Genomic DNA, 21,124 nt, shown 5'->3' with positions numbered 1-21,124 from the left:
GCGTCCCGGCCCCATTCGTGTCCGAGGTCCGCGGCGTCGGCAGGAGTGGCGAGGAGGAAGAGACGCTGCCGCTGGTGGGGAGCGCCGACCTCCGATGCGCGTACAAGGCACCACTCCGCATCGAACCCGATTGCGGCAAGGTCACGGAGGACGGTGTCGAATCCCAGTCGAAGGTGCCCTGCGACGTTCTCAAAGACTGCGAGTCGGGGTCGAAGAACGCCAAGGGCACGGGCGATGTGGGGCCAGAGGTGCCGGGGATCGTGCACTCCCTTCCGCTTGCCCGCGGTGCTGAACGGCTGGCACGGGTAGCCGCCGATGACGACGTCGACCGGTTCCAGGTCGTGCCAGTCCACGGCCGTAAGGTCACCGAGGTTCGGCACGTCGGGGTGGTGGTGGGCCAAGATGCGGGACGCACCGGGGTCGTTGTCCGCCACCCACGCGAGCGTCCCGTCGAAGACGGTCTGGACGGCCATGTCCAGCCCGCCGTAACCAGTGCACAGCGAACCGATCAGCGGCCCGCTCATGCCGCCGCCACGATCGCGGGAGCGTCGGTGCGGGCGCCGTGTCGTCCGGAGCGGCGGCCGGCCACGGTGGCGAACAGCCGCCTCAGCCCCGCTCGCTGGATCCCGGCACGTGCCTGCTTGGCCGCGTACATGGCCTCATCGGCACGGCCGAGGAGCGCGGAGAGGTCTTCGCCGGGGAAGTCGGCGGCGCGGACCCAGCCAAGGGACACCGTGGTGGCCACGTGCGGGTTGTCCTTGCCAGCGGGGCGGGCCAGTACCCCGTGCAGGACGGCGAGCAGGTCCGTGACCGTGCCGTCGGTGTCCAGGACGACGGCCGCGAACTCGTCGCCGCCGAGGCGCCCGGCGACACCGTTCGGGCCGACGTAGTGGGCGAGCCGGTCGGCGGTGGCCTTCAAGAGGGCGTCGCCGGCCGCGTGGCCGTGGCGGTCGTTGATCTGCTTGAAGTGGTCGACGTCCGCGAGGACAACCACCGCCCTGTCGTCGCGCAGGAGCGCGGTGGCCCGGCGAGTGAAGCCCTCGCGGGTCCGCAGCCCGGTGAGCGGGTCGCGGCGGGCGGTGCGGAGGCGACGGCGCAGCCACAGCACGTGGCCGGACCATCCGGCCGCGAGCGGGCCGGTCGCGGCGAGGATCGTGGCGAGCGTGTTCATGCGGCGACCTCCTCGGCCGTCTCGGCGGACTCGTCCGTGTCGCTGCCGTCGTTCGTGTCGACGGAGTGGAGTTCCGGGCGGCTGGCCCGCTCGGCGAGCAACTCGTCGCGCAGAACGCGAGAGTTGGCTGCCGAGCAGTGCAGTGCAGTGCGGATTGCCTCGGCGTTGATCCCCGCCAGCGGCCAGTCGGCGGTCAGCTTGCGGGCCTCGGCCAGGAGCTCCGCCGCCGAACGCGGCGGCTTCGCTCCCTTGGGCTTCGGGCGGGTGGTGCGCTTGCGCGGCTTCCGCTCGTCCGGCTCCTCGGCCGGCGGCGGCACGGGCGGCACAGCGGGCTCCTGCTCCGGCTCCTCCACGGCTCCGTCGGGGGCAAGTTCCCCGAGCCGCAGGAGGACACGCTCACGGCGCGGAGTCTTCGACCGCCACCGCCAGCCGTATGTCTCGCGCAGGTCGGCGCGGGCGAGCTGTCGCTCCTTCTCGCGGGAGAGCGCGTCGGCGTAGGAGGTGATCTCCCACAGCGTCATCCGGCGCCACAGCGAGAACGTGGAGGGGAAGGCGAGCAGCCACCGTGAGGCCCGGATTTTGTCCATCCGGCGGCCGGTCGCCGCCCCGATCCGTACGGCGTAGATGTGGGCGCCGATCTCGGAAAACACCACCCACAGCAGCGGCATCGTGCCGTGCGCGAGCTTCGCCCACATCCCCTGCCCGGCGGCCACGTTCAGGCCGCACGTGATCAGGGTCAGGACCCAGGGCACGAACCTCACCCACGCGAGGGCCATGTCCATCCGGATCAGCAGCAGGTTGGCCACGGTGAACACCGGGATCGCCACGTCGATGCCGACCGGCAGCATCCACGGCTCACCGAAACCCCACCGCAGCGCGGCCGCCGAGACCGCGTCGAAGGAGGAGATAAGCCCCAGGGCTCCGACGCCAGCGGCGGCGAGCGCCCCGACACCGGCGAGGCCCATCTCCGGACGCGTCAGCGGCGGCACCGCTGACCGCTCGCCGGTGGTCGCAGCCGTCATCGCGCACCGCCGAAGAGCTTCCGGTTCCGAACCGCCCAGCCGATGTGCTGGATGAGGAACCCGAGAACCGCCGCGGCGAACAGCCACGCCTGATGGGCCGCAACAGCGCCCGCGGCACTGGTCACCGCGATCAGCGAGCCGAGCCAGACGAGACCCAGCTCCGGGCCCCAGGGCATCCGGGCGCTCATGCCGCCGCTCCCTTCCGGGAACGGGAGCGGCGGGCCGCCGGCCGTACCAGCGGGATGACGTTGAACAGCTCCGGCGCGAACGCCTCGATCGCCTCGGCGGCGACCCGGCTCACCTCGTCCGGCAGGTTCGGGTTGTCCGCGAGGATGTCCCGCGCCGCGTCCAGACGGGCCGCGCGCTCCTCCTCGTTCTCGCCCTCCACCCCGAGCCACAGTTCCACCGGGGTGCCGAGGGCGAGTTCCACGAAGTCGTTGGTGCTGACGGCCTGATGGCCGCCGATGAACGTACGCATGAGTGATCGCTCCTGGTCGTGTCGAAGGGGCGCCGGGGCGGCCTCGGTCCGTGGTGAGAGGCAGCCGCCCCAGCGCGGCAGGGTGGGGCCGTTGGTTCCGGCTCCCCTCTGCCTCGCCCGTACGGCACCCCGTGCGGGGCCCGGACGGGCGAGGGAGGCAACCGGCCGCAGCAACCGCTGCGCAGGTGACCTGACGTCCGCGAATCACCGGCTATCCCGGTGCGCCGAAGCGCGGCGGATCAGGGGGACGCGGTGGGCATGTCCGCCGTGCCGGTCCAGCACGAGCAGCGCCCAGGGTCTTCGTCTGTGCACATCAACCTCCGTTCCGGGGAGGGACAGGGCTTCACCGGCCGGCCGCTGCCACGGCCGTCCGGTCCCGAGCCCGGGAGTCGGGTGCGTCATCGTCACTGCTCTGACGCCAGCAGGGCGGCACGCACCAGGTGGCACCCGCGAGGGGTGTTCTCCAGGGCTGGCACGTTGAGAAGTGGCCGCCGACGGACGTGACCCGGTCCGTCGCGGGGGGCGGGGCTCTGACCCCCGCCTACTTGTCACGCTGTTGAGTTCTCAAGGAGCAATCGCTTCCTTTGGATCCGTTTCACGGGGCCCTCCGGGCGAGCACTGCGGTGCCCTCCCTGCCGAAAACAGCAGGTCGCGGCTTCGAGCCAGATTCGGAGCGATCTCCGAACCTCAACTCTGCCTCAGAGTGCACTGTGAGGCAGAGTGTGTCAACCACCCTCACGGAACAAGGGCGGGGCGACACTGGTTCTCTCCCTGCCGCTTGGGCACACTGAGGCAGAGACCGAGAGAAGAGACTTGGGGTGCAGATGGTCGAGTGGACCGGCAAGCCCGCCTATCAACAGGTGGCTGAACAGCTTCGGCAGCGGATCGCGGCCGGCGAGTTCGAGGAGACGGGCAAGCTGCCCTCCCTGGCGGAGATCCAGGAGAAGTACGGCGTGACCGTCACCGTGGCTCGTGCTGCCATCCGACAGCTCGGCACCGACGGACTCGCAGTGACGCACCAGGGGAAGGGTGCGTTCCTCACGCCGGGCTCCGCCGCGGCGGCCAAGCTCGGCAGCCCCGAAAGCGCCCTCGCCGACCTGCAAGAGCAGATCAACAGCCTGAGGGCTGAGGTCAGTGACCTTCGTGCCCGGCTGGACGCAGTTGAGGAGCAGTCGCCCTCGGCCTGAGACCGTTCGGGGTCGCTCCTGGCGAGCGACCCCACCCCCGATGTACCGCATCAGCACCCCCTCTCGGAATGTGCTGCAAGTTCACCGGACGGGGATCGAAGCCGGTATCACGGCGCCTTACCTGAATAGGTCTCAGCAGTTTTATACATCCGCTTACACGTGCGCTATCACAAATTTCCACCGACCTACGCGGGCCGCTACACTCGCGGCTCCGAGTAGCCACCCAGGAGGGGCAGATGGCTCGCAAGCACCCTGATTGGAACCCTGAACTCCTGCGTCAGCACAGAGAAAAGTTCGGGCTCACACTGGAAGACGCGGGGGAAAAGCTGCGGGAGATTGCCGAGCGGCATAACTTCAACATCGCAGCCAACTTCCAGACGATCTGGGGGCACGAAAAGGGAACGGTGTACCCCGGCCCTCATTACCGCCGGGCGTACTGCCGTCTCTACAACCGCAACGAAGCCCAGCTGGGCTTTCGCGGACCTCTGCCCGGAGAGGACGCCCCGTTGAACCCCGCGCCCGTAACCGTGGAACGCAAACTGCCCGACCAGACCGAAGCTGTACGGCACGCCCTTGGGAGCATTCGCGAGGGAACCCCCGACGTCGACGGCGAGGCGCTCCGCAACCGCGTCATAGACGCCTGGCGCCGGCGCACGACAGGGACCGGGGACGACACTCCCTCAGTCGTGCTCGTCGGCGGGTTCGCCGGATCTGGGAAGTCCGAGTTCGCCAAGTTCCTCGGCGGCCTGACCGGCTGGCCGATCCTCGACAAGGACTCCCTGACCCGACCTCTGGTCGACCAGCTCCTGGTCGCCCTCGGCGGCGAGGCGCACGACCGGAGCTCCGACCTCTACCGCGAGAAGGTGCGCCCCCTCGAATATCGCTGCCTCATGGAAGCGGCCTGGGACAACGTCGACTGCGGAACCTCCACGATCCTGGACGCCCCCTTCGTCTCCGAGTTCTCACAGGCGGACTGGATGCAGCGATTCCATAATCGGTGCCGCTCGAAGCGTGTTTCCGTCACGACCATATGGGTTGAGTGCGACCCCGAGTCGATGCGCGAGTACATCGAGTTCCGGGGCGCTGCACGCGACGCGTGGAAGATGGAGTCCTGGGACGACTACCTGTCGTCGCTCAACCTGGAGTTGCGCCCGCAAGGGCCGCACTTTGTCGTGGACAACAAGTTGGGCGCCGCGATCGCGATGGTGGACGAGGCCCGCGATGTGCTGAGCGGAGGGGCCCTGTGACCGACGTCGGCGTCGTTCTCTACGGGCCCCCGGGAGCCGGTAAGGACACGGTGACCGCGGAGCTCTCCCGCGCCCGGCCCGAGTACCGGCTCTTCCAGCGGCTCAAGGCCGGACCGGGCCGCACGACGGGGTACCGCCTGACAACCATCGAGCACATCGAGGATCTCGACCGCGCCGGCGATCTGCTCTACCGGAACGCCCGGTACGGGGCCGAGTACGCCATCGATCGGCAGGGAGTCTCCGAACTCGTCGAGCAGGGGTTGGTTCCCGTCCTGCACATGGGCCAGGTCGCCGGAGCCAGCGCGGTTACTCCCTACCCAATCCATTGGGTGAAGGTGCTCCTGTGGTGCCCCGTGGACGTCACCAAGACGCGGTGCGAAGAGCGGGGCGACAAGGACCTGGAGGCGCGGTTGGAGGTCTGGCGCGAGACTCGACAAGACCTCTTGGACCACGCGGCGGAGCCTTGGTCTGTTGTCATCGAAACACACCACCACTCCCCCGCCGAGACGGCACGGATCATCAGCGATGCGGTCGATTCCAAGGCCACCGCGGAGGAACGAGACATTCGCGGGCTGGTCGGATGACGACCCTCGGAATCCTGCATCCCGGCAGCATGGGCGCCGCCGTCGGAGCGCAGGCGAAGGCGCAAGGTGCAGATGTCCTCTGGTGCGCGGAGGGACGCAGCTTCGCAAGCAAGGAAAGGGCCCGCCGGTACGGTCTCGCTGCCACAGCAGACCTCACAGAACTGTGCGGGCGATGCGATGTCATCATCAGCCTTTGCCCGCCGGCCAACGCCATCGAGGTCGCTCAAGCCGTTGCCGCCGAGTCGTTTCCCGGTGTCTACGTCGATGCCAATGCCATCGCGCCAGCCACCATGGCGCAGATCGGCGATCTACTGATGCCGAGTGCAGCCGCGGTGGTCGACGGTGCCGTGGTGGGTTCCCCGCCATCCGAAGCGAAGAAGCCGCGGCTGTACCTCTCGGGTCCGGACGGACCAGCCGCCACCGTGGCCCAACTCTTCCATGGCAGCGCCGTCCAGCCGTTCATCCTCGAAGGGGGCATCGGGAAGGCATCGGCTCTGAAGCTCGCCTACACGAGCTATCAGAAGGCGAGCCGGGTCCTCGCCGCCGTCTCGTACGCCCTCGCCAGCGACCACGGCGTGGAGGAGGAACTCCTCGACATCGCTCGGGGCCGTACGACTAGCTACCTGACAGAGACGTCGTACATCCCGAAGACAGCCGCTCGCGCTTGGCGCTGGGCCCCGGAGCTGCGTGAGACGGCGCGGGCCCTCGATGACGTCGGCCTGCCGGCCGCCCTGATGGATGCGTCAGCAGAGGTGTTGGGGCGCTGGGCAATCCTCAAGGAACAGCCGCCGGGGATCGAGGAAGCACTAAACCGGCTTCACATCGCTCCAGAGAGCTGAGGCGACCGAGAGCGTCCCCACTTAGCCAGGTGCCCGACGGCCGCTCGGACGTCGGGCACTGCCACATCCGGGCTTTCAACACCCTCAGGCCACTGCCGTTCGCCAGACACCCAGAGCGTCCGTAGTCCTGCGGCCCGGCCACCCTCCATGTCGGTGCTGGGGTTGTCACCTACCATCCATCCGCCGTCCTCAAGGCGCGCTCCGCAGCGGCGAGCGGCCACTTCGAAGACTGTCCGATCAGGCTTCCGCCTTCCCACCTCACCGGACGCGCAGACCCCATCGACCAACTCAGAAAGCCCAGCTCCGTCCAGCTTCGCGTACTGGATGTCCGGAGCTCCATTCGTGGCGATGCCGATCGACCAACCGTCCGCCTTAAGCGACCTGAGTCCATCCAGGACTCCGTCGTAGCAGTGGACCTGCTGGGCCATGCCGGATACGTAGGAACGCCACAGCGAATCAACTGAGTCGGCAAGCCCCAGCGCCAGCTTGACCCGCACAAAATCCTGTGGGTGCGCTCGCGCACGAAGGATGTCCGAAATCACGCGGGCGCTGGGCTCGGGAAGCTCGCGGACTGTGGAAAACTCCCGGACCCAGCTATCTAGCCCGATCTGCCTGTCAATCAGCGTGCTATCCAGGTCGAAAAGGACCAGCGAGATACTCATCGAGCACGCCCGAAAAGTGCGGCGAACGGATCCTGCGACGGGCCGCCATGCACTACGCAGCTATCCAGCGTCAGATCTCTCTGCGGGAGCGTCGCAACCAATTCCCTAGACACTTCCCACTCACTGGAGAGCTGGCGGCCAATAGATATACCCACGACCGTATGCGCCCCAGCAGCCTTCAGAGCGTTCGCCGCACTAGCCAATGTGCCGCCAGTGGTAAACGTGTCATCGAAGAGAAGTACGCGCTTCCCCTCAACTACCGGTGCGGCAGAGAACAGCCCATCTACGACTTTCGCACGTCTCCCTTCTGCCTTTGAAGGAGAGTTCTTGACCAGAGCCACCTCACTCCAGGATTGAGAAAAATCCTTCACGCAACCAATCATTGAATCAAGATGACTTCGTCCACCTCGCGTTGAAGCATGGGACGGTATCGCTATCCGCAGGTCGAAGGACCCACCGTACATTGCCTCAATGCACGACTCATGACGCGCAAGGAATGCCCAGAGGAGCGAACCCAGAGGAAACCGAAGCCATTCGTACGACGACTCATTCTTGGCTCGCCACAACATTCCCTCCAGTCCACCGTGAAGGGAATAGGAGATCGGAACGAAGCCATCGAGACTCAAGGAGACAACGCTATTGCAGCTGAAGCAACGCTCATAGGGCGTCCCCAAGCTACCCACCGGAGTAGGCGCGCGGCAGGTGAGGCACGTCGCCCCGGCGTCAGCCGGCAGGACCGGCGGAGCCACACGCTGACCGCGAAGCCAATCCAGCCAGTGCCCTGTGTTCCAGCCACGATCGTCCGGACGCACGAAATTTCGATACGACAACGCCACCCCCTGCTTACAGCTGTGCCCCAGGGAAGGCTAAGCGCACGATCCAGTAGCAGGCAATCACTCAGCGTCGAATAGCAGTTGCAGCATGGGCGCAGGTTCGTTCACGCGCACCGGAGTGGCCAAGACTTCGAGCATCTGTTCGGTTCCGGCCACGGGCGTTGCCTTGCCAGCGTCGACCATCTTCCGGGCCCATGGCTGACTGTCCACGAGCGAGCGCAACAGCAACACGTGCCTGCCCTGCTCTGCCGCGACACGCGCCTGCATCTTCGCGCCCGACGTTCCCGACGCCTCGATCACCACACTTCCGAGACTGACTGCAGAGGTGACGTGGTTTCTGCGCGGGAAGGTGTCGCGACCGGGCGGGCGGGACGGCCAAAACTGCGACAAGATTACGCCACGCTCAGCGATCTCTTCTGCGAGATCGAAGTTTTCCTTCGGGTAGCACTTGGTGATCCCGGTGCCGATTACCGCGATAGTGCGGCGACCGAAATATAGAGCCGTCTGGTGCGCTTCGGCATCCACACCACGAGCAAGGCCGGAAGTGATGCAATAGCCCGCTTCCCCCAATTCCCGGGCCACTCTTCGCGCGCGGGATAGACCTATCTCTGAGACCTGCCGACTGCCAACAACGGCCACTGAACGTGCATCCGCCTCATGGTCCAGATTCCCGCGATAGAAGAGGAAGGGCGGGAGGTCATCCGCGTTACGCAGGTTCTCTGGGTAGTCCGCATCGAGCACGGTGACCAGACTGGCCCCTGCGGTGGCAGCCAACTCCAATTCCTCTTCGATACGCCCATAGTGCTGCGCCAGCGGGGCTTCAGCGAGGCCCTGTCGAAGGAGCGGAAGAGCCTTGCGAGCTGCGGCGGAGTCTTCCGGAATGAAGCCCTCGCACAGGTTGTCTAGCTTCCCCCTCAGAGCGCACCGAGCGATCAGGGACCAGTCCACGCTCTTCGCATCGACGCGTAGCGAACAAAGCGCCAACAGGCGCATCTGGGTGTCATCGATCATCCCCGTCTCCTTCTACTCAAAGATCACTGTTCGAAGGATCGATGCCTGAAAGTCTAGAGGTCTCATCCGCCGCTCGGCTACACATACGCGCCACCAGCAGCCAGCTCTACTGTGAACGCCGAGTCTGACGTGCGCCGATTCGACACAAGGGCGCCAACTTGCACTCGAAGGTGCGCCTCCGGTCAGTCAACCGACGAACACCTACCCCATGCGCGAGTGCACCCTCTACGAGTGAGTGGCGAGTGAGACCAACTCCCCCGTAACCCCGCCTAGGAGAACGCGCAGGTCAGAGGGTCCGTCCACCTCGACCCAGCCATGCCCTCCGGAGCCGTGTGCGCAGGTTCGAATCCTGCCGGGGGCACTTCGCAGGAAGTGCCAAAAGACCCCGTGATCAGCGGAAACGCTGAACGCGGGGTCTTGTTGTATGCCAGGCGGGGTGCGGGCAGCAGGGAAACGCGAAGGCCTCCGGAACATGTCCAGAGGCCCTGGGGCAGTCTCGTGGGAGTACCAGCTCTCAGTTCGGTGATGACGACGGAGTAACCGGGAGGGGGCGGATCCCTGGTTCGTAATGGGCTCGGAGGTAGAGGCGGGTACGGTCCGGGGAGTACTCGTGTGCGTACAGGCGGACGCAGCGCTCATCGGACGTGTCGTACGCGCCGGAAGGGTCGGTGGCCTTGGGAGCGCCGCTGCTCGGGCAGACATAGCCGTAGCGCACGCCGTCCTTGAGTGTCTCCGGCTCCGGGAGGCCGAAGTGGGCGAAGTCATGGGGTTCGACGTCGGTCGCGGCTGCCGTGGGCTCCAGCCACTTGCCCTTCGGGGGGTTCTCCTTCAGGTACGTCTCAGCCTCGGACCTGCTCAGCGTGAAGGTGAGCAGGCCCGTGTCGAAGCGCGAGGTGATCTCGTACGCCGCCTTGGGTGACTGCGCCGTGACCGGCACCGTGAGGCCCATCTGCTTGCTCATCCACTGGGGCGTGATGCCCGCGGCCCATGTGGAACCCGACGCCTGTCCCGCCTCGCGGTCGCTGCCACCGCCGCCATTGCCTCGATCGCCGCATCCCACCACTCCGAGTGAGACGGCCAGCACCCCCCCTGCTGCCCATGCGATGAGCCGCCCACGGCCCGCGAAGCGGCCGGCGCGGGTGGTTCTGGTCCTGCCTGTGCGGAACTCGCTCACCGGGCGCTGCCCCTCCCCGCCTCCGGGGACGTACGGTCCTGCTGTTGCTCTCGGCCGGGATTCATCCGTCCGTCCCTGCTCTCTTCGGGACCCGGGAGCGGGTCGTTGTTGGGCTCTGCGGAGCCCAGGTCGTAGTGCTTGACGCCGCTGCTGCCGGACATGTCGAATTCCTGGGCGAGTCCCACCCGGTGCAGCTTGGCCATCTGTCCGTCGGGGATCTCCATCGGACCGATGCTGACGCCCTTGCCCTCGTCCCAGTTGTAGCGGTCCCAGACGTTGGCCTGGTAATCGATGCCGATCTTGGGGTTGCCGTTCGCGTCCGGAACCGCCGTCACCACACCCGTGACATTGGAGTTGGCTCCGCCCACCGCGTAGAACCAGTTCTCGTCGGTCTCCTTGGAGAAGTAGAAGCCCTCGGGCGCTTTCGCCTCGACCGGGAAGGCAACCGGCTTCCCGCCGTTCTTCCGGAACTCCTCCAGGGCCTGCTTGCGCCAGTCGTCCTGGTTCATCCGGACGATGTCGTCGACGTACGACTTGAAGGCCGGTACATCCGACATCATCTTGTCCACCGGCAGGTTCATGGGACTGCCACTGTTGCCCAGGTAGTGCGCCATGTGGCGGGACGCGTCCGTCATGCCCTTCCAGTCGGCGCCCTCCGACAGCAGCTTCATCTTCTGCTCGGTGGCCCACTCCTCGAAGCCCGGCGACTCGGAGTCATGCTTCCCGGCCCCGGCGTCCGCCGCGATCTGCGGCATGGTCGGACTGAGAATCCCCGCCGCCATCAGGTCATCCTTCCGCGCCAGCCAGAGCTGGGCCCGTGCCTCCGGGCTCAGGGACTCCCACAGGCGCCGCAGTTCCGCCCGCTGCTGCGGATTCGCGTCCTTGCCGAGACCGGCGAGTTCATTGGCGCGCGGCAGCTGTTCCTCGTCAAGGGAGGTGTACCGGGCGTGGCCGGCGTTCTGCGGGTCGTTGCCGTGGCTCTTGCGGAGCGCACGTACGGCCGCGGCGTCGACCTCGGCGGCATGCTGAACGATGCCGGTGAGGGTGTCCGCGTACCACTGAATGCGGTCCCTGGTCCGCTGGTCGGGGCCCTCGGGGGTGCACATCGTCTCGGAGACGCGGACCGTGCCGTTCGGGCCGTCGAAGACCAGGAGTCCGGGATCCGGCGGCTGGTGGGACGGGTCTCCCTTGCCTGCCGATTCGGTGAGGGTCTGCGCCTGCTTTTGGTACCGCGTCAGCTCGGCGTGGGCGTCCGCAAGGACGCTCGCGATGCTCTCGGCCTCCATCTGCAGGTCGGCGAACTCCTTGGCTGTCTTGCCTACGAACTCTCTGGTCACAGTGGCATTGACGCCCTGCCACCGAGCCGCGTCCGCTTTCTTGGCCAGCCCGTCCCGGACGTCGGTCGCGAGCTTGGCCAGGTCGCCGGCCATCGTCTTCCAGTCGGTGGCCGCGGCACCTAGCTTGGCAAGGTCCAGGGCCATGAGATCCGAATAGGAGAAGTCCCCCACGGTTCCTCCTACTTGAAGTACTCGTTTAGCGCCGAGACGGACACGGGACCTGTCCGGCCGCGGAGCTCGGCGGCGATCATCGCGTCGTCCTGCGCGTGCCGTTTCTTGCTGTAGTCGAGGTGGTTCGAGATGTGCGCGCACGCCTGCAGGACGTGCTTCACCTGCGAGCTCCAGACCTCGACGGTCGATTCAAGTTCCGCGCCCAGGCCCAGGTTGTGGCTCTTAAGCGCGGCGGCGGCCTGCATGGTGGAACCCGATCCGCTCTTGTCGGCACCTGCTCCGGCGATATCGGCCTTCTTCTTCAGCTCGCCGTGGAGGATGAATGCCTCATGACCCACGGCTCCCAGGTCGTCCTGGTGCACGACGAGATCCCCGTCGTCGGATCCGCTTGCAGGAGAGACCTGATTGAGCTGCGTTCTGGCTTCGTGACGGTCCCGCACCGCGGCCTTGGCCTGCTCCCACTCTTCCCAAACCATGCGTCCCCGTCCTTCCCCGTCGTCGAGCGCAGTACCGTAGCCGAGCACGACCCCGTCACAAAACGACCCGTGCAATCAAGAGGCTTCTTCACGCCGTGACGATCGTTCCGTAGTCCGGGTCGTAGAGACGCAGCATGGAGACGAATCTGTCGAGCAGGTCGAGTTGTTCGGGCCTGAGTGACGGCGCGTTGAAGTGCATGACCGTGTTTCGGACGTCTTTCACGCGCCTGAGCAGCCCGACAAACTGGTCCTTGTCAACACCGGGCCAGCCGAGCTTGTGCCACCGTTCCTCGTCGGCCAGAAGACGGATGTACTCGCCGAACACCATCTCGTCGACGGATCGCTTGTTCTTGTGCACCTTCTGGATGTCCGCCTCGTCGTAGACGCGTCCCAGACAACGCCGCAGCCGCCGCTCGATCTCCCCGAGAGTGAAGAAGGGCCTGGCGACCGTGCCGAACTCGCCGGCGAGATCGGCGGAGGTGACGATGCCGCTCACCCGCCCGTCCGCGGCTCGGACGAGGACGAACTCGTGTGCGCGGATGACCGGCAGTACCGGCAGCAGGTGAGCGGAGGCGTTGACAACCTCGTACTCGCTGCTGATCGCGTGGGTCAGACACGACGTACGGCCCGTCGCGTGCATGTGTGCGATCGATGCCCAGGTGACAACCCCGTGCAAAGTCCCTGACGCGTCGATTACAGGAAGCTGCGAGTAGCCGTGCTCGACCATCTTTCCCATCGCGATGGGCAGGAGCTCGTCGGGAGTGACCGACGTGACCCGTCCGGCGCACGGCAGATCGTGAACCCGCATGGCCGCCTGCGGAAACATGCCGACAGGATCGTCCAGGTCATCGGCCGAGTCCTGTTCTACACCAGTGTCCACGTCATCGACGGCAGCACCCGCTTCACGATCACGGACGATCGGGACGACCGCGACCTCGTCGTCCAGGGAACCGACCGCGAAGTCCGGCACGGTGTTCAGGCCGGCGTTCGTCAGGTCGAGCCGGATCTGCGGGACGGACGCGTGGTCACGGATCCGAAATCCCCACAGGGACAGCAGGCCCCGGATCGGCAGGGTCACGCCTTCGAGTCCTGTGACAGTGGCCTCAGCCGGCGTAGGCATCGCTCGCCCCCTCACGCACCGTGGCCTTGCCCATTTCACGCTCCACGAGTTCCAGAAGTCTCGCCGTCCGGTCCCGGTAGAAGGCCTCGAAGTCGTCCTCGCGCAGTGCCTTGGCGTCGATGAGGTGCGTCCCGACGATGTCGTCGAACCAGTCACCCGGACTGCCGGTATGCCGTTCGAAGGAGGGCAGGTACGCGGACGGCGCACTCGCCCCCATGGCCTGCAGCGCCCGATAGGACAGCGGTGTCTTGTTGACGATGCTGCTCATCCGGGAGACGTCCATATCGTTCTGCTCGAACCAGGCCTTGGGGAAGACCTGCCGGATGTCCACGTACTGCCCGATCAGGAACTGCTCGGTGACCGGCTCTTCGTGGAAGAACCAGTCGATCGCCCCTTCTTTGAGAAGGAGGGCATGGATTCCCTTGTACGCGGCGCTGTTGCGCGTGGTGAGCCGATGCAGGCGCTGTTCCTGGAAGGTCGCCTCCACGATGGTGTCGGGTTCCGGACCGCCGTCCTTGATCCAGCCGACCACCTGCTCGACGTCGCGTACGAACCGGGTGTCCGTGACTCCTCCGTAGAGCTCACCGAGCACACCGCACCAATACCAGCGCGCGAGCTTTTCCTGGACACCCGGGCGCTTCACCGCGTCCCCGAGGAGGACGCCGATCGCCGCGAGGGGCACCACCTGGGACCCGTACGGCAGATCGCGCTCACGGAACACGTGCTGTGTGGCGAGGAACCGGCCGACCCAGGAGAGTGCTTCCGCCGTCTGCGGCGCGATCCTCGTGTAGTCGGCGAGCGGGAGGTGCAGCAGGTCGCGGCGCTTGCAGCTCACTGCGGGTGCGTTGGTCGCCCCGGGGTGCTCAGCCAGGAACTCCTGCTTGCGCTGGTACGTTCGCACCAGCGCGATGGCCTGGAGGAAGTCCAGGCTCGTCAGCCCGGTCTCCTGGCTTCCGTCCTTGTCCGTCGTCCCGAAGACCTGGTGCTCCGAGCACAATGTGCTCTTGATGGACTGCCAGTCCTTGATGAGGCTGAAGTCCTCGCCCCCGTTGCGCTCCGCGTATTGCGTGTCACCGGCATAGGTCGCCGTGAGCAGCTCGAAGACGTTGAGCACGACGCCACCGGTGTTCACGCGCTCGAACACTGAGCACACGGCTTCCTTGCGGGTTTCCTTGGGCAGCCGGATCAAGGGCACCTTGAAGCCTTTGACGGTGTCGATGACCCGGGCCTGGAAGGCCGACCACAGGTCCCACCGGTCGTCGGCACCGCTGACGTAGGCCCGTTGCCACTTCCCCGTCTGCTCTGGCTCGAAGATCAGGTTCAACGGGAAAAGGCCGCTCGCGCACTCCTTTTCCCGCGTGGTGAGGTCGTACTCAGTGCCGCGACCGAATGACCCCCGCACGACACGGTCCTCCGGGACGGAAAGGATCGCCTCGTCCCGGTCCGCCGTGTCGTCCACCGCCTTGGCGATGTCGATGTAGTACCAGCGTTTGAGCGGCTTGTTCCGCGCGCCGGTCGTTTCCACCGGACGGTCGGACCTGAGCGCCTGGAACAGGGACGTGAGCCGTTGCTGGCCGTCGAGCAGCAGTTGTTCCGGGGCGGTCTGCGGGCCCACCTCGGTGCCGTGCAGCGGGCGGGCCTTGAATTGAGCTTCGCCCCCCGTCTCCAGCGTCATCGCGACGCCCAGCGGATAGTCGAGCGTCACCGTCGCCAGAAGGGCGCGAATCCGGTCGTCGTCCCACTTCCACTGTCGCTGGAAGTCGGGGAGCTGGATCCTCCCCGCCGCCACGTCATCCAGCATCTTGCCCAGGCTGGGCCCGTCGAGCGCCACCCCACACCCCCCAGTAACAAGGACGCTCCCCTGCGTCACGGAAGGAACATGCTAGTGGCCGCGGCCATCTCCGGCCGAAGTCCTGTCAGCTCTTGCACCAAGCCGCCTAATCTTCTAAACTTTAAAGTCTTAGCATCAAAGATTGATGGAGGTCGGTAGTGCCCAAGCGTTCCATCGAGATCGACGACGAGGTGTTCGCGTTCCTGCAGAGCCAGAGCGAACCCTTGGTGGACACCCCCAACGACGTACTGCGACGGCTGCTCCTCGGAAGCTCCGGTCGGCTGCCGGATGCCACGTCGGAGCGCCGGCCCGGAGACTTGATGCCGTTCATCAAGGCCGGTCTGCTGACGGCCGGGGACAAGCTCATCCACGTCCAGCCGCGTCGCGGGCTGACCCATGAGACCACGGTGACGGCGGACGGCTGGCTCGCGATCGAGGACGGGCGAGAGTTCCCCAAGCCTTCGCCCGCGCTCAAGGCGCAAACCGGGGTCGACATCAACGGCTACGGCAAGTACGTCCTCAAGACGAACCCCGAGGTCCGGCTCCAGGACCTCCGCGAGCAGCTGCGAGGCGGGGCCTGATGGCGACGCATCTGATCATCATCGGCGACCGCGAGCCCCTGGCCTGGGTACTGGAGAGCCAGCGGATGGCCTTCCCTACCGGGCGCAGCACCGGACTCCCCGAGAAGGGTGATGAGGTCCTGCTCTACACGACGAGGGGCTGCTACCGGAACCCGGGGCGCGATCGCGGTCGGATCATGGGCCTGGCGACCGTCACCTCCGAGGTCGCGGCGCTCCCGGACCCTGTCTCGTTCGGCGGCCGTGACTTCACCTCCGGGTGCACCCTCCAGGTGCACGGACTCGCTCCGCGTCACGAAGGAGTGATCCTCGCCGACCTCGTCCCACAGCTTCAGGTCTTCCCAGACCCGAAGACCTGGAGTGTTCGGATGCGTCGTGCTTCGCTGAGGCTGCCCGAGCCGGACGCCGATCTGCTGCGCCGGGAGCTTCAGCCGATGCTCAAGACCCGCACGGCGGTTCTCGGCCAGTACGCGCTCTGATCCGGCCGCTCGGCTCCCTGACCTGCTCCGGTTCCAGCAGAGAAGCGGAGCGCCCGCCCTAGACTGACCGGCGAGCCGTGTGCGCCGTCGGCCGGACGCGGCCCTCCCGCGCGTCCGGCTCCTCCAGGGCCACGCGCACCGCCGACGAAACCACGATCAGGGTTTCGATACGGGGGGGCACGAGCCATGTACGAGCTGAACGAGGAGAAGGATCCGGCGGTGCTGGGTCCGTTCGAGCTGCTCGCCGTGCTCGGGCAGGGCGGGATGGGCCGTACGTACCTGGGGCGCAGGCTCGCGCTCGAGAACCTCGGACCCGAACTCGAGACGGGGTACCACCTGGCCGAGCTCAAGGAGTCGGCTCAGCCGGCCCTGGCGGCGGTCAAGGTGATCAAGCCGTCGAAGCTGCGGGACAGTTCCGAGCACTCCGAAGCGGAAGCGCGGGCGCGGTTCGCGCAGGAGATCGAGACGATGCGCACGGTGGCCAGCGCTCGGGTCCCGGCGCTGCTCGGCGCCGATGCCGACGCCGAGCAGCCCTGGCTGGCCATGGACTACGTCCACGGCCCAACCCTCCACAAACTCGTCCACACCTGCGGACCCCTGGCCGTGGGCCCGTACGGAGCGCTCGGCCTCGCCCTGGTGGACGCGCTGCGCGCCATCCACAGCGCCAAGCTGCTGCACCGGGATCTCAAGCCGGGCAACATCGCTCTCGGGCCCGACGGCCCCGTCGTCCTCGACTTCGGTCTCGCCGTCCTCACCGAGCGGGACAGCGACGCGGCTCTCACCAAGACGGGCGTCGGCTTCGGCACCCCGTCCTACATGTCGCTGGAGCAGGCGACCGACACCAAGCACGTGACGGAGTCGGCGGACATCTACTCGCTGGGAGCCGTCATGTTCTTCGCGGCTGCCAAGCGGCCGCCGTACCCGATCACTCCCCTGCTCACCGCGCCGAAGTGGGACGGCGTCCACGCACCGTACCTGCCGCTGCTCGGCCGGATTCTGGTGCAGGTGGAGACGCAGCGGCCGTCCCTCGACGAGATCGCGAGCGACCTTCGCCAGTTGCTCGCCGTTCACGGGCTGACGGAAGAGGCCGCCGCGGACCAGCTGCGGGCCCTCGTGGCGGAGTCCGGTCTGATCCCCGAGCTCCCCCCGAAGGCACTCTCCGACCTGCCGGACCCGGGCGTCCAGCAGGCGGCCCAGGAAGCGGTCAACCAGGGCGCCGCCCCGGACAGTCCGTGGGTGCCCGACCTGTTCGACGAGTTCCTGGAGGCCGAGGCGCAGGACCTGGAGCCCCTGGACGTGGCGGCCGAGCCCGAGCCCGCCCCCGGCGGGTACGTGCCGACCGTGGTGGACCCGGGCGCGCAGCAGGCTCCGGCGGCCGTCGCACCGGTCCCCGCGCAGCCCACCGTGACCAGCTACCGCCTCGCGCCGCCGCAGCCCCCCGCCGCGGCGCTCGACCCGACCGTGGTTCCGTCTGCCGCCCTGCGTGCCGCCGAGCGGCTGCGGAAGGAGTACGCCCACAGCGGGCGCCTCTGACCTGCCGCGGTACGGCGGCCCGGTCTCGCAGGGCCCCGGATCGCGAGGGCGTTTGTCCGCTTAGGCTTCAAAAGGGGCCCGCGCCGCCCCCCGTCCCCGGTAGAAACAGAACCTCGCGCGCCCGAGTACGGCGTGCGCCCCGCCGTCCTGTCGAAAGGAACCGCCCGCCATGCCCGACGCAGCGTCCGACCTCCCCTCCGGCCCGCCCCCGGCGGGCACGGTGATCGAGGTACGGGACGAGGAGTGGCTGGTCCGCAGCAGCAGCCAGGTCCGCGCCGGCGAGATCCTGATCGAGGCCGTCGGCGCCTCCGAACTGGTCCGCGGGCACCGGGCACGCTTCCTCACCTCGCTCGACGGCATGCCCCGCGTCCTCCGCCCTGAGAACACCCGGCTCGTCCACGACGAGTCCGCAGGCTTCCGCCGCAGCCGGCTCTTCCTGGAGGCCGTGCTGCGCAAGACCCCGCTCCCTCAAATCGAGCGCCGCCTCGCCCTCACCGAGGGCTTTCTGCTCGATCGCATGGACTACCAGCTGCGGCCGGCCGAGAAGGCCCTCGCCAATCCGCTGCGGCCGCGCCTGCTGATCGGTGATGTCGTCGGCCTCGGCAAGACGCTGGAGATCGGAGTCCTGCTCGGTGAGCTGATCCGCAGGGGTCGCGGCGAACGCATCCTCGTGGTCACTCCGGCGCCCGTCCTTGAGCAGTTCCAGCACGAGATGTGGACGCGCTTCTCGCTGCCCCTCGTCCGGCTGGACAGTGTGGGCATCTCCCGGATCGAGCGGAAGATCCCGGTCGGCCGGAACCCGTTCACGTACTACAAGCGCGTCATCATCTCCATGGACACCCTGAAGAACGCCAAGCGTTACGGCGCCTGGCTCCAGGGCATCGAATGGGACGCCGTCGTGATCGACGAGTCCCACAACCTGATCAACCGCGGCAGCGACCGCCGCGTCCTGGCCGAGCTGCTCGCGAAGCAGACCGACGCGCTGATCCTGGCGAGCGCCACCCCGCACAACGGTGTGATGCGGGACTTCACCGGCCTGGTGCGGCTCCTGGACCCGATGGCCGTCAAGGACGAGCAGAACCCGAAGGCGTCCGAGCTGCACCACCTCATGCTGCGCCGTACGAAGGTGAGCACAGAGGTCGCCAAGGCGCTGGCGGGCTCCTGGGCGCCCCGCGGCGAGTCGAAGCCGATCCCCTGCTCGGCGGGCGAACTGGAGGAGCGGGTCTTCGCCGAGCTGACCGAGAGCTGGCTGCGGAATCCGGACCCGCGCGGGGCCGATCACCTCTTCCCGTACGTGCTCCTGAAGTCCTTCCTGTCCTCTCATCGCGCGCTCTTCGCGACGGCCCGCGCGAAGCTGGCCAACCTGGGCCACGCCCTCCCCGAGGGGCACAAGCACGTCACCGACCCGCCGCTGACCGGCACGGAGGCGCACTCGGCGGTGCCGGAGGTCGCCTCGCTGCTGCGGCTCACGGAACTCGCCCGCGAGATCGAGCAGGCTTCCGCAGACGGCGTGGCCACGGCCAAGCTCGCCGCCCTCGTGGCCTACCTCCGGCAGATCAAGGTCGGACCGGGCAGCCCGACCCGCGCGGTCGTTTTCTCCGAGCGCCGCGAGACCCTCAACTGGCTCGGTGCGGTGCTGCCCGCGCTGTTGGGCTGGAAGAAGGCCAAGGACGGCGAGGCCGCCGTCAAGGTGATGCACAGCGAGGTCTCCGACACGGTCCAGATGGACTACGTGGACGAGTTCGCGCGGGCCGGCAGCGACGTACGGCTGCTGCTGACCGGCGACGGCGCCTCCGAGGGCGTCAACCTGCACCGGCAGTGCCACCACCTCGTCCACTGGGATCTGCCGTGGAGCCTGATCCGGGTCGAGCAGCGCAACGGCCGCATCGACCGCTACGGGCAGACGGAGAACCCCGAGTTCCGCGCGCTGATCCTGCGCAGCGAGGCCGAGGGCGCCCTGGACGACCGGACCGTCGCCGAGAAGGTCCTCGCCCGCGAGGCGCGGGTCCACGAGGTGCTGGGTGCGGTGGAGGCCGCCACGAAGGAGGACGACTGGAGCAAGGAGGAGCGCCGGGTGATGGAGGCGCTGCTCCGCGACGCCCCGCCCGAGGAGGCGGTCGCCGACCTCCAGGCCGTCGATGTCGACGCGCTCGCCGAAGGCGAGGGTCTGGGCGCCGAGTTCCCCCTGGCGCGCCGGACGATGAGCGAGTTCGGCACCGGCCCGGCCCCGGTGGAAGAGGCGGCCGACGCGCCCGGCACGGATGTGGAAGCCGAGGCGGGCTTCGACGACGACTTCGATTTCGATCTGGACCTGGATCTGGACGACTACGGGTCCGACGCGCCGGAGGAGCCCGCTCCGGCGCCGGCCCCGGAGGACTCCGACATCCCGACCGTGGACGAGCTGCGCATGTTCGACCGCGCCTCTGAACGGAACCGTCTCCTGTACGTACGCACCGGCCTGGACGAGCTGGCCAAGCTGGAGTCGTTCCACCTGGACGCCGCCTTCACCGGCACCGACCTCAGCTTCGACACGCCCGAGGACCTGGCCGACCGGCTCGACGTGCTGCCCCCCGGCTATCTGCGCGACCAGAACATCGCCCGCCGGATGAAGCTGACCTTCAGCCGCGAGGATGCTGCCGATTCCCTGAAGCGGGCTCGTGAGGACTCGAACTCGTCCTCGCTGTGGCCGGACGCCCACTACGTCGGCGAACTCCACCCGGTGGTCGAGTGGATCACCGACAAGGTGCTCGTCCACCTCGGCCGTCAGCAGGCACAGGTCCTTCAGGTCGATCCCGCGTCCGTGCCCGCGCCCGTGGTCCTCACCCAAGGCGTGTGGTCCAACGCCGAGGGGCGGCCGACCTTGGTCGCGTGGCTCGCGATCGACCGGCTCGACGAGCCGGAGCCGCGCGTCCGGGAGCTCACTCCGGAGCTGCTCGCCGAACTGGGCATCGGCCCGGACATGCCCGACCACTACACCCCGGGCTCCCTGGACGAGCTTCAGCAGCTGGTTCCCAGGGCCGTGACCGCGACCCGCCGCGCACTCGACGATCTGCGGGACAAGGCCGACCGGGAGGTCGACGCTCCCCTGCGCGCGTACGAGAAGCAGGTCGGCGACTGGCGGCAGGAGCTGCTCCCTGGGTTCACGCGCTCCACCCGCGACGACGCGGCGGACCGCCTGGCCGAGGCCGCCGCCCGACTGCGGACCTCGGGCGAACCGATGGTCAGGGTCCTGGCCGTTCTGGAGCCCGGCGCATGAATCCGCGACCGGATCCCCGTCCCGACCGCACCCCCATGAACAGCGAGCAGGAGCAGCAGGCGTGACGTTCGACTCCCTGATCAACGAGCGCGAGTACTTCCCGTCCTTCTACCTGGACGACATCCTGCCGAAGCA

The 21,124-nt window shown here is 67.6% G+C and carries 20 protein-coding genes and 1 pseudogene; 8 read left to right on the top strand and 13 right to left on the bottom strand.

The window, feature by feature from the left end; genetic code table 11:
• Positions 1 to 47: 47 nt before the first annotated feature.
• The 5 genes and pseudogenes from ACWEV0_RS08335 to ACWEV0_RS08315 all read right to left on the bottom strand — a co-directional run.
• A pseudogene (locus tag ACWEV0_RS08335) lies at positions 48 to 524 on the bottom strand (DNA cytosine methyltransferase); the annotation flags it as partial.
• Positions 521 to 1,171: a GGDEF domain-containing protein gene (locus ACWEV0_RS08330; RefSeq protein WP_453147581.1), complete on the bottom strand. Its 651-nt coding sequence runs from the start codon at positions 1,169 to 1,171 to the stop codon at positions 521 to 523. The gene ACWEV0_RS08330 and the pseudogene ACWEV0_RS08335, both read right to left, overlap by 4 nt.
• Positions 1,168 to 2,193: a DUF2637 domain-containing protein gene (locus ACWEV0_RS08325; RefSeq protein WP_453147579.1), complete on the bottom strand. Its 1,026-nt coding sequence runs from the start codon at positions 2,191 to 2,193 to the stop codon at positions 1,168 to 1,170. The genes ACWEV0_RS08330 and ACWEV0_RS08325 overlap by 4 nt, the downstream gene beginning before the upstream one ends.
• Positions 2,190 to 2,381 carry a hypothetical protein gene (locus ACWEV0_RS08320; protein WP_453147577.1) on the bottom strand — a complete coding sequence of 64 codons (192 nt, stop codon included), beginning with the start codon at positions 2,379 to 2,381 and terminating at the stop codon, positions 2,190 to 2,192. Before ACWEV0_RS08320 ends, ACWEV0_RS08325 begins: the two co-directional genes overlap by 4 nt.
• Positions 2,378 to 2,671 (bottom strand): hypothetical protein, encoded by a 294-nt coding sequence (locus ACWEV0_RS08315; RefSeq protein WP_453147575.1) that lies wholly within the window; start codon positions 2,669 to 2,671, stop codon positions 2,378 to 2,380. Before ACWEV0_RS08315 ends, ACWEV0_RS08320 begins: the two co-directional genes overlap by 4 nt.
• Before the next feature lie 824 nt (positions 2,672 to 3,495).
• Between ACWEV0_RS08315 and ACWEV0_RS08310 the strand changes: the two genes are divergently transcribed.
• The 4 genes from ACWEV0_RS08310 (at position 3,496) to ACWEV0_RS08295 (ending at position 6,528) form a co-directional block, all read left to right on the top strand.
• Positions 3,496 to 3,858, top strand: coding sequence for a GntR family transcriptional regulator (locus ACWEV0_RS08310; protein ID WP_453147637.1), 363 nt, complete (start codon positions 3,496 to 3,498; stop codon positions 3,856 to 3,858).
• Positions 3,859 to 4,094: 236 nt separating this feature from the next.
• The gene (locus ACWEV0_RS08305) at positions 4,095 to 5,105 is read left to right on the top strand and encodes an AAA family ATPase (RefSeq protein ID WP_453147573.1); all 1,011 of its coding nucleotides are present in this window, start codon (positions 4,095 to 4,097) and stop codon (positions 5,103 to 5,105) included.
• Complete coding sequence (locus tag ACWEV0_RS08300) at positions 5,102 to 5,689, top strand: guanylate kinase (protein ID WP_453147571.1); 588 nt, start codon at positions 5,102 to 5,104, stop codon at positions 5,687 to 5,689. Before ACWEV0_RS08305 ends, ACWEV0_RS08300 begins: the two co-directional genes overlap by 4 nt.
• Positions 5,686 to 6,528 (top strand): DUF1932 domain-containing protein, encoded by an 843-nt coding sequence (locus tag ACWEV0_RS08295; protein ID WP_453147570.1) that lies wholly within the window; start codon positions 5,686 to 5,688, stop codon positions 6,526 to 6,528. The genes ACWEV0_RS08300 and ACWEV0_RS08295 overlap by 4 nt, the downstream gene beginning before the upstream one ends.
• On the opposite strand, the gene ACWEV0_RS08290 is transcribed toward ACWEV0_RS08295, so the two are convergent.
• From ACWEV0_RS08290 to ACWEV0_RS08255, 8 genes are all read right to left on the bottom strand, one after another.
• Complete coding sequence (locus tag ACWEV0_RS08290; RefSeq protein ID WP_453147568.1) at positions 6,507 to 7,190, bottom strand: HAD family hydrolase; 684 nt, start codon at positions 7,188 to 7,190, stop codon at positions 6,507 to 6,509. The two genes, ACWEV0_RS08295 and ACWEV0_RS08290, sit on opposite strands and share 22 nt — an antisense overlap.
• Positions 7,187 to 7,573, bottom strand: coding sequence for a phosphoribosyltransferase family protein (locus tag ACWEV0_RS08285; RefSeq protein WP_453147635.1), 387 nt, complete (start codon positions 7,571 to 7,573; stop codon positions 7,187 to 7,189). Before ACWEV0_RS08285 ends, ACWEV0_RS08290 begins: the two co-directional genes overlap by 4 nt.
• A 510-nt stretch (positions 7,574 to 8,083) precedes the next feature.
• Positions 8,084 to 9,034, bottom strand: coding sequence for a DNA-processing protein DprA (locus ACWEV0_RS08280; RefSeq protein ID WP_453147566.1), 951 nt, complete (start codon positions 9,032 to 9,034; stop codon positions 8,084 to 8,086).
• A gap of 514 nt (positions 9,035 to 9,548) precedes the next feature.
• On the bottom strand, positions 9,549 to 9,995 hold the full coding sequence (locus ACWEV0_RS08275) for a hypothetical protein (RefSeq protein ID WP_453147564.1): 447 nt from the start codon (positions 9,993 to 9,995) through the stop codon (positions 9,549 to 9,551).
• 209 nt (positions 9,996 to 10,204) lie between these two features.
• On the bottom strand, positions 10,205 to 11,689 hold the full coding sequence (locus tag ACWEV0_RS08270) for a hypothetical protein (RefSeq protein ID WP_453147562.1): 1,485 nt from the start codon (positions 11,687 to 11,689) through the stop codon (positions 10,205 to 10,207).
• Positions 11,690 to 11,724: 35 nt separating this feature from the next.
• Positions 11,725 to 12,192 (bottom strand): hypothetical protein, encoded by a 468-nt coding sequence (locus ACWEV0_RS08265; protein WP_453147560.1) that lies wholly within the window; start codon positions 12,190 to 12,192, stop codon positions 11,725 to 11,727.
• An 88-nt stretch (positions 12,193 to 12,280) separates the two neighbouring features.
• Complete coding sequence (locus ACWEV0_RS08260) at positions 12,281 to 13,270, bottom strand: CBS domain-containing protein (protein WP_453147559.1); 990 nt, start codon at positions 13,268 to 13,270, stop codon at positions 12,281 to 12,283.
• Positions 13,271 to 13,295: 25 nt separating this feature from the next.
• A complete protein-coding gene (locus ACWEV0_RS08255) occupies positions 13,296 to 15,113 on the bottom strand; it encodes a GmrSD restriction endonuclease domain-containing protein (protein WP_453147557.1) in 1,818 nt (605 codons plus the stop codon).
• 188 nt (positions 15,114 to 15,301) lie between these two features.
• Between ACWEV0_RS08255 and ACWEV0_RS08250 the strand changes: the two genes are divergently transcribed.
• From ACWEV0_RS08250 to ACWEV0_RS08235, 4 genes are all read left to right on the top strand, one after another.
• Positions 15,302 to 15,724: a restriction system modified-DNA reader domain-containing protein gene (locus ACWEV0_RS08250; RefSeq protein WP_453147555.1), complete on the top strand. Its 423-nt coding sequence runs from the start codon at positions 15,302 to 15,304 to the stop codon at positions 15,722 to 15,724.
• Positions 15,724 to 16,200 carry a hypothetical protein gene (locus ACWEV0_RS08245; RefSeq protein WP_453147553.1) on the top strand — a complete coding sequence of 159 codons (477 nt, stop codon included), beginning with the start codon at positions 15,724 to 15,726 and terminating at the stop codon, positions 16,198 to 16,200. The genes ACWEV0_RS08250 and ACWEV0_RS08245 overlap by 1 nt, the downstream gene beginning before the upstream one ends.
• Before the next feature lie 186 nt (positions 16,201 to 16,386).
• Positions 16,387 to 17,733 carry a serine/threonine-protein kinase gene (locus ACWEV0_RS08240; protein ID WP_453147552.1) on the top strand — a complete coding sequence of 449 codons (1,347 nt, stop codon included), beginning with the start codon at positions 16,387 to 16,389 and terminating at the stop codon, positions 17,731 to 17,733.
• A 169-nt stretch (positions 17,734 to 17,902) separates the two neighbouring features.
• Positions 17,903 to 20,989 (top strand): SNF2-related protein, encoded by a 3,087-nt coding sequence (locus ACWEV0_RS08235; protein WP_453147550.1) that lies wholly within the window; start codon positions 17,903 to 17,905, stop codon positions 20,987 to 20,989.
• The last annotated feature ends 135 nt before the right edge of the window (positions 20,990 to 21,124 follow it).

It is taken from the genome of Streptomyces sp. NPDC003943 (assembly GCF_053605265.1).
This window is presented reverse-complemented; position numbering and strand designations above follow the sequence as displayed.

Excerpts from the sequence above, each read along its gene's own strand:
- ACWEV0_RS08290 (WP_453147568.1), bottom strand. The coding sequence starts at position 7,190 with ATGAGTATCTCGCTGGTCCTTTTCGACCTGGATAGCACGCTGATTGAC.
- ACWEV0_RS08255 (WP_453147557.1), bottom strand. The coding sequence starts at position 15,113 with ATGCTGGATGACGTGGCGGCGGGGAGGATCCAGCTCCCCGACTTCCAG.
- ACWEV0_RS08280 (WP_453147566.1), bottom strand. The coding sequence starts at position 9,034 with ATGATCGATGACACCCAGATGCGCCTGTTGGCGCTTTGTTCGCTACGC.
- ACWEV0_RS08330 (WP_453147581.1), bottom strand. The coding sequence starts at position 1,171 with ATGAACACGCTCGCCACGATCCTCGCCGCGACCGGCCCGCTCGCGGCC.
- ACWEV0_RS08315 (WP_453147575.1), bottom strand. The coding sequence starts at position 2,671 with ATGCGTACGTTCATCGGCGGCCATCAGGCCGTCAGCACCAACGACTTC.
- ACWEV0_RS08240 (WP_453147552.1), top strand. The coding sequence starts at position 16,387 with ATGTACGAGCTGAACGAGGAGAAGGATCCGGCGGTGCTGGGTCCGTTC.
- ACWEV0_RS08325 (WP_453147579.1), bottom strand. The coding sequence starts at position 2,193 with ATGACGGCTGCGACCACCGGCGAGCGGTCAGCGGTGCCGCCGCTGACG.
- ACWEV0_RS08305 (WP_453147573.1), top strand. The coding sequence starts at position 4,095 with ATGGCTCGCAAGCACCCTGATTGGAACCCTGAACTCCTGCGTCAGCAC.
- ACWEV0_RS08245 (WP_453147553.1), top strand. The coding sequence starts at position 15,724 with ATGGCGACGCATCTGATCATCATCGGCGACCGCGAGCCCCTGGCCTGG.
- ACWEV0_RS08320 (WP_453147577.1), bottom strand. The coding sequence starts at position 2,381 with ATGAGCGCCCGGATGCCCTGGGGCCCGGAGCTGGGTCTCGTCTGGCTC.
- ACWEV0_RS08310 (WP_453147637.1), top strand. The coding sequence starts at position 3,496 with ATGGTCGAGTGGACCGGCAAGCCCGCCTATCAACAGGTGGCTGAACAG.
- ACWEV0_RS08235 (WP_453147550.1), top strand. The coding sequence starts at position 17,903 with ATGCCCGACGCAGCGTCCGACCTCCCCTCCGGCCCGCCCCCGGCGGGC.
- ACWEV0_RS08265 (WP_453147560.1), bottom strand. The coding sequence starts at position 12,192 with ATGGTTTGGGAAGAGTGGGAGCAGGCCAAGGCCGCGGTGCGGGACCGT.
- ACWEV0_RS08270 (WP_453147562.1), bottom strand. The coding sequence starts at position 11,689 with ATGGCCCTGGACCTTGCCAAGCTAGGTGCCGCGGCCACCGACTGGAAG.
- ACWEV0_RS08285 (WP_453147635.1), bottom strand. The coding sequence starts at position 7,573 with ATGATTGGTTGCGTGAAGGATTTTTCTCAATCCTGGAGTGAGGTGGCT.
- ACWEV0_RS08275 (WP_453147564.1), bottom strand. The coding sequence starts at position 9,995 with ATGAGCAAGCAGATGGGCCTCACGGTGCCGGTCACGGCGCAGTCACCC.
- ACWEV0_RS08295 (WP_453147570.1), top strand. The coding sequence starts at position 5,686 with ATGACGACCCTCGGAATCCTGCATCCCGGCAGCATGGGCGCCGCCGTC.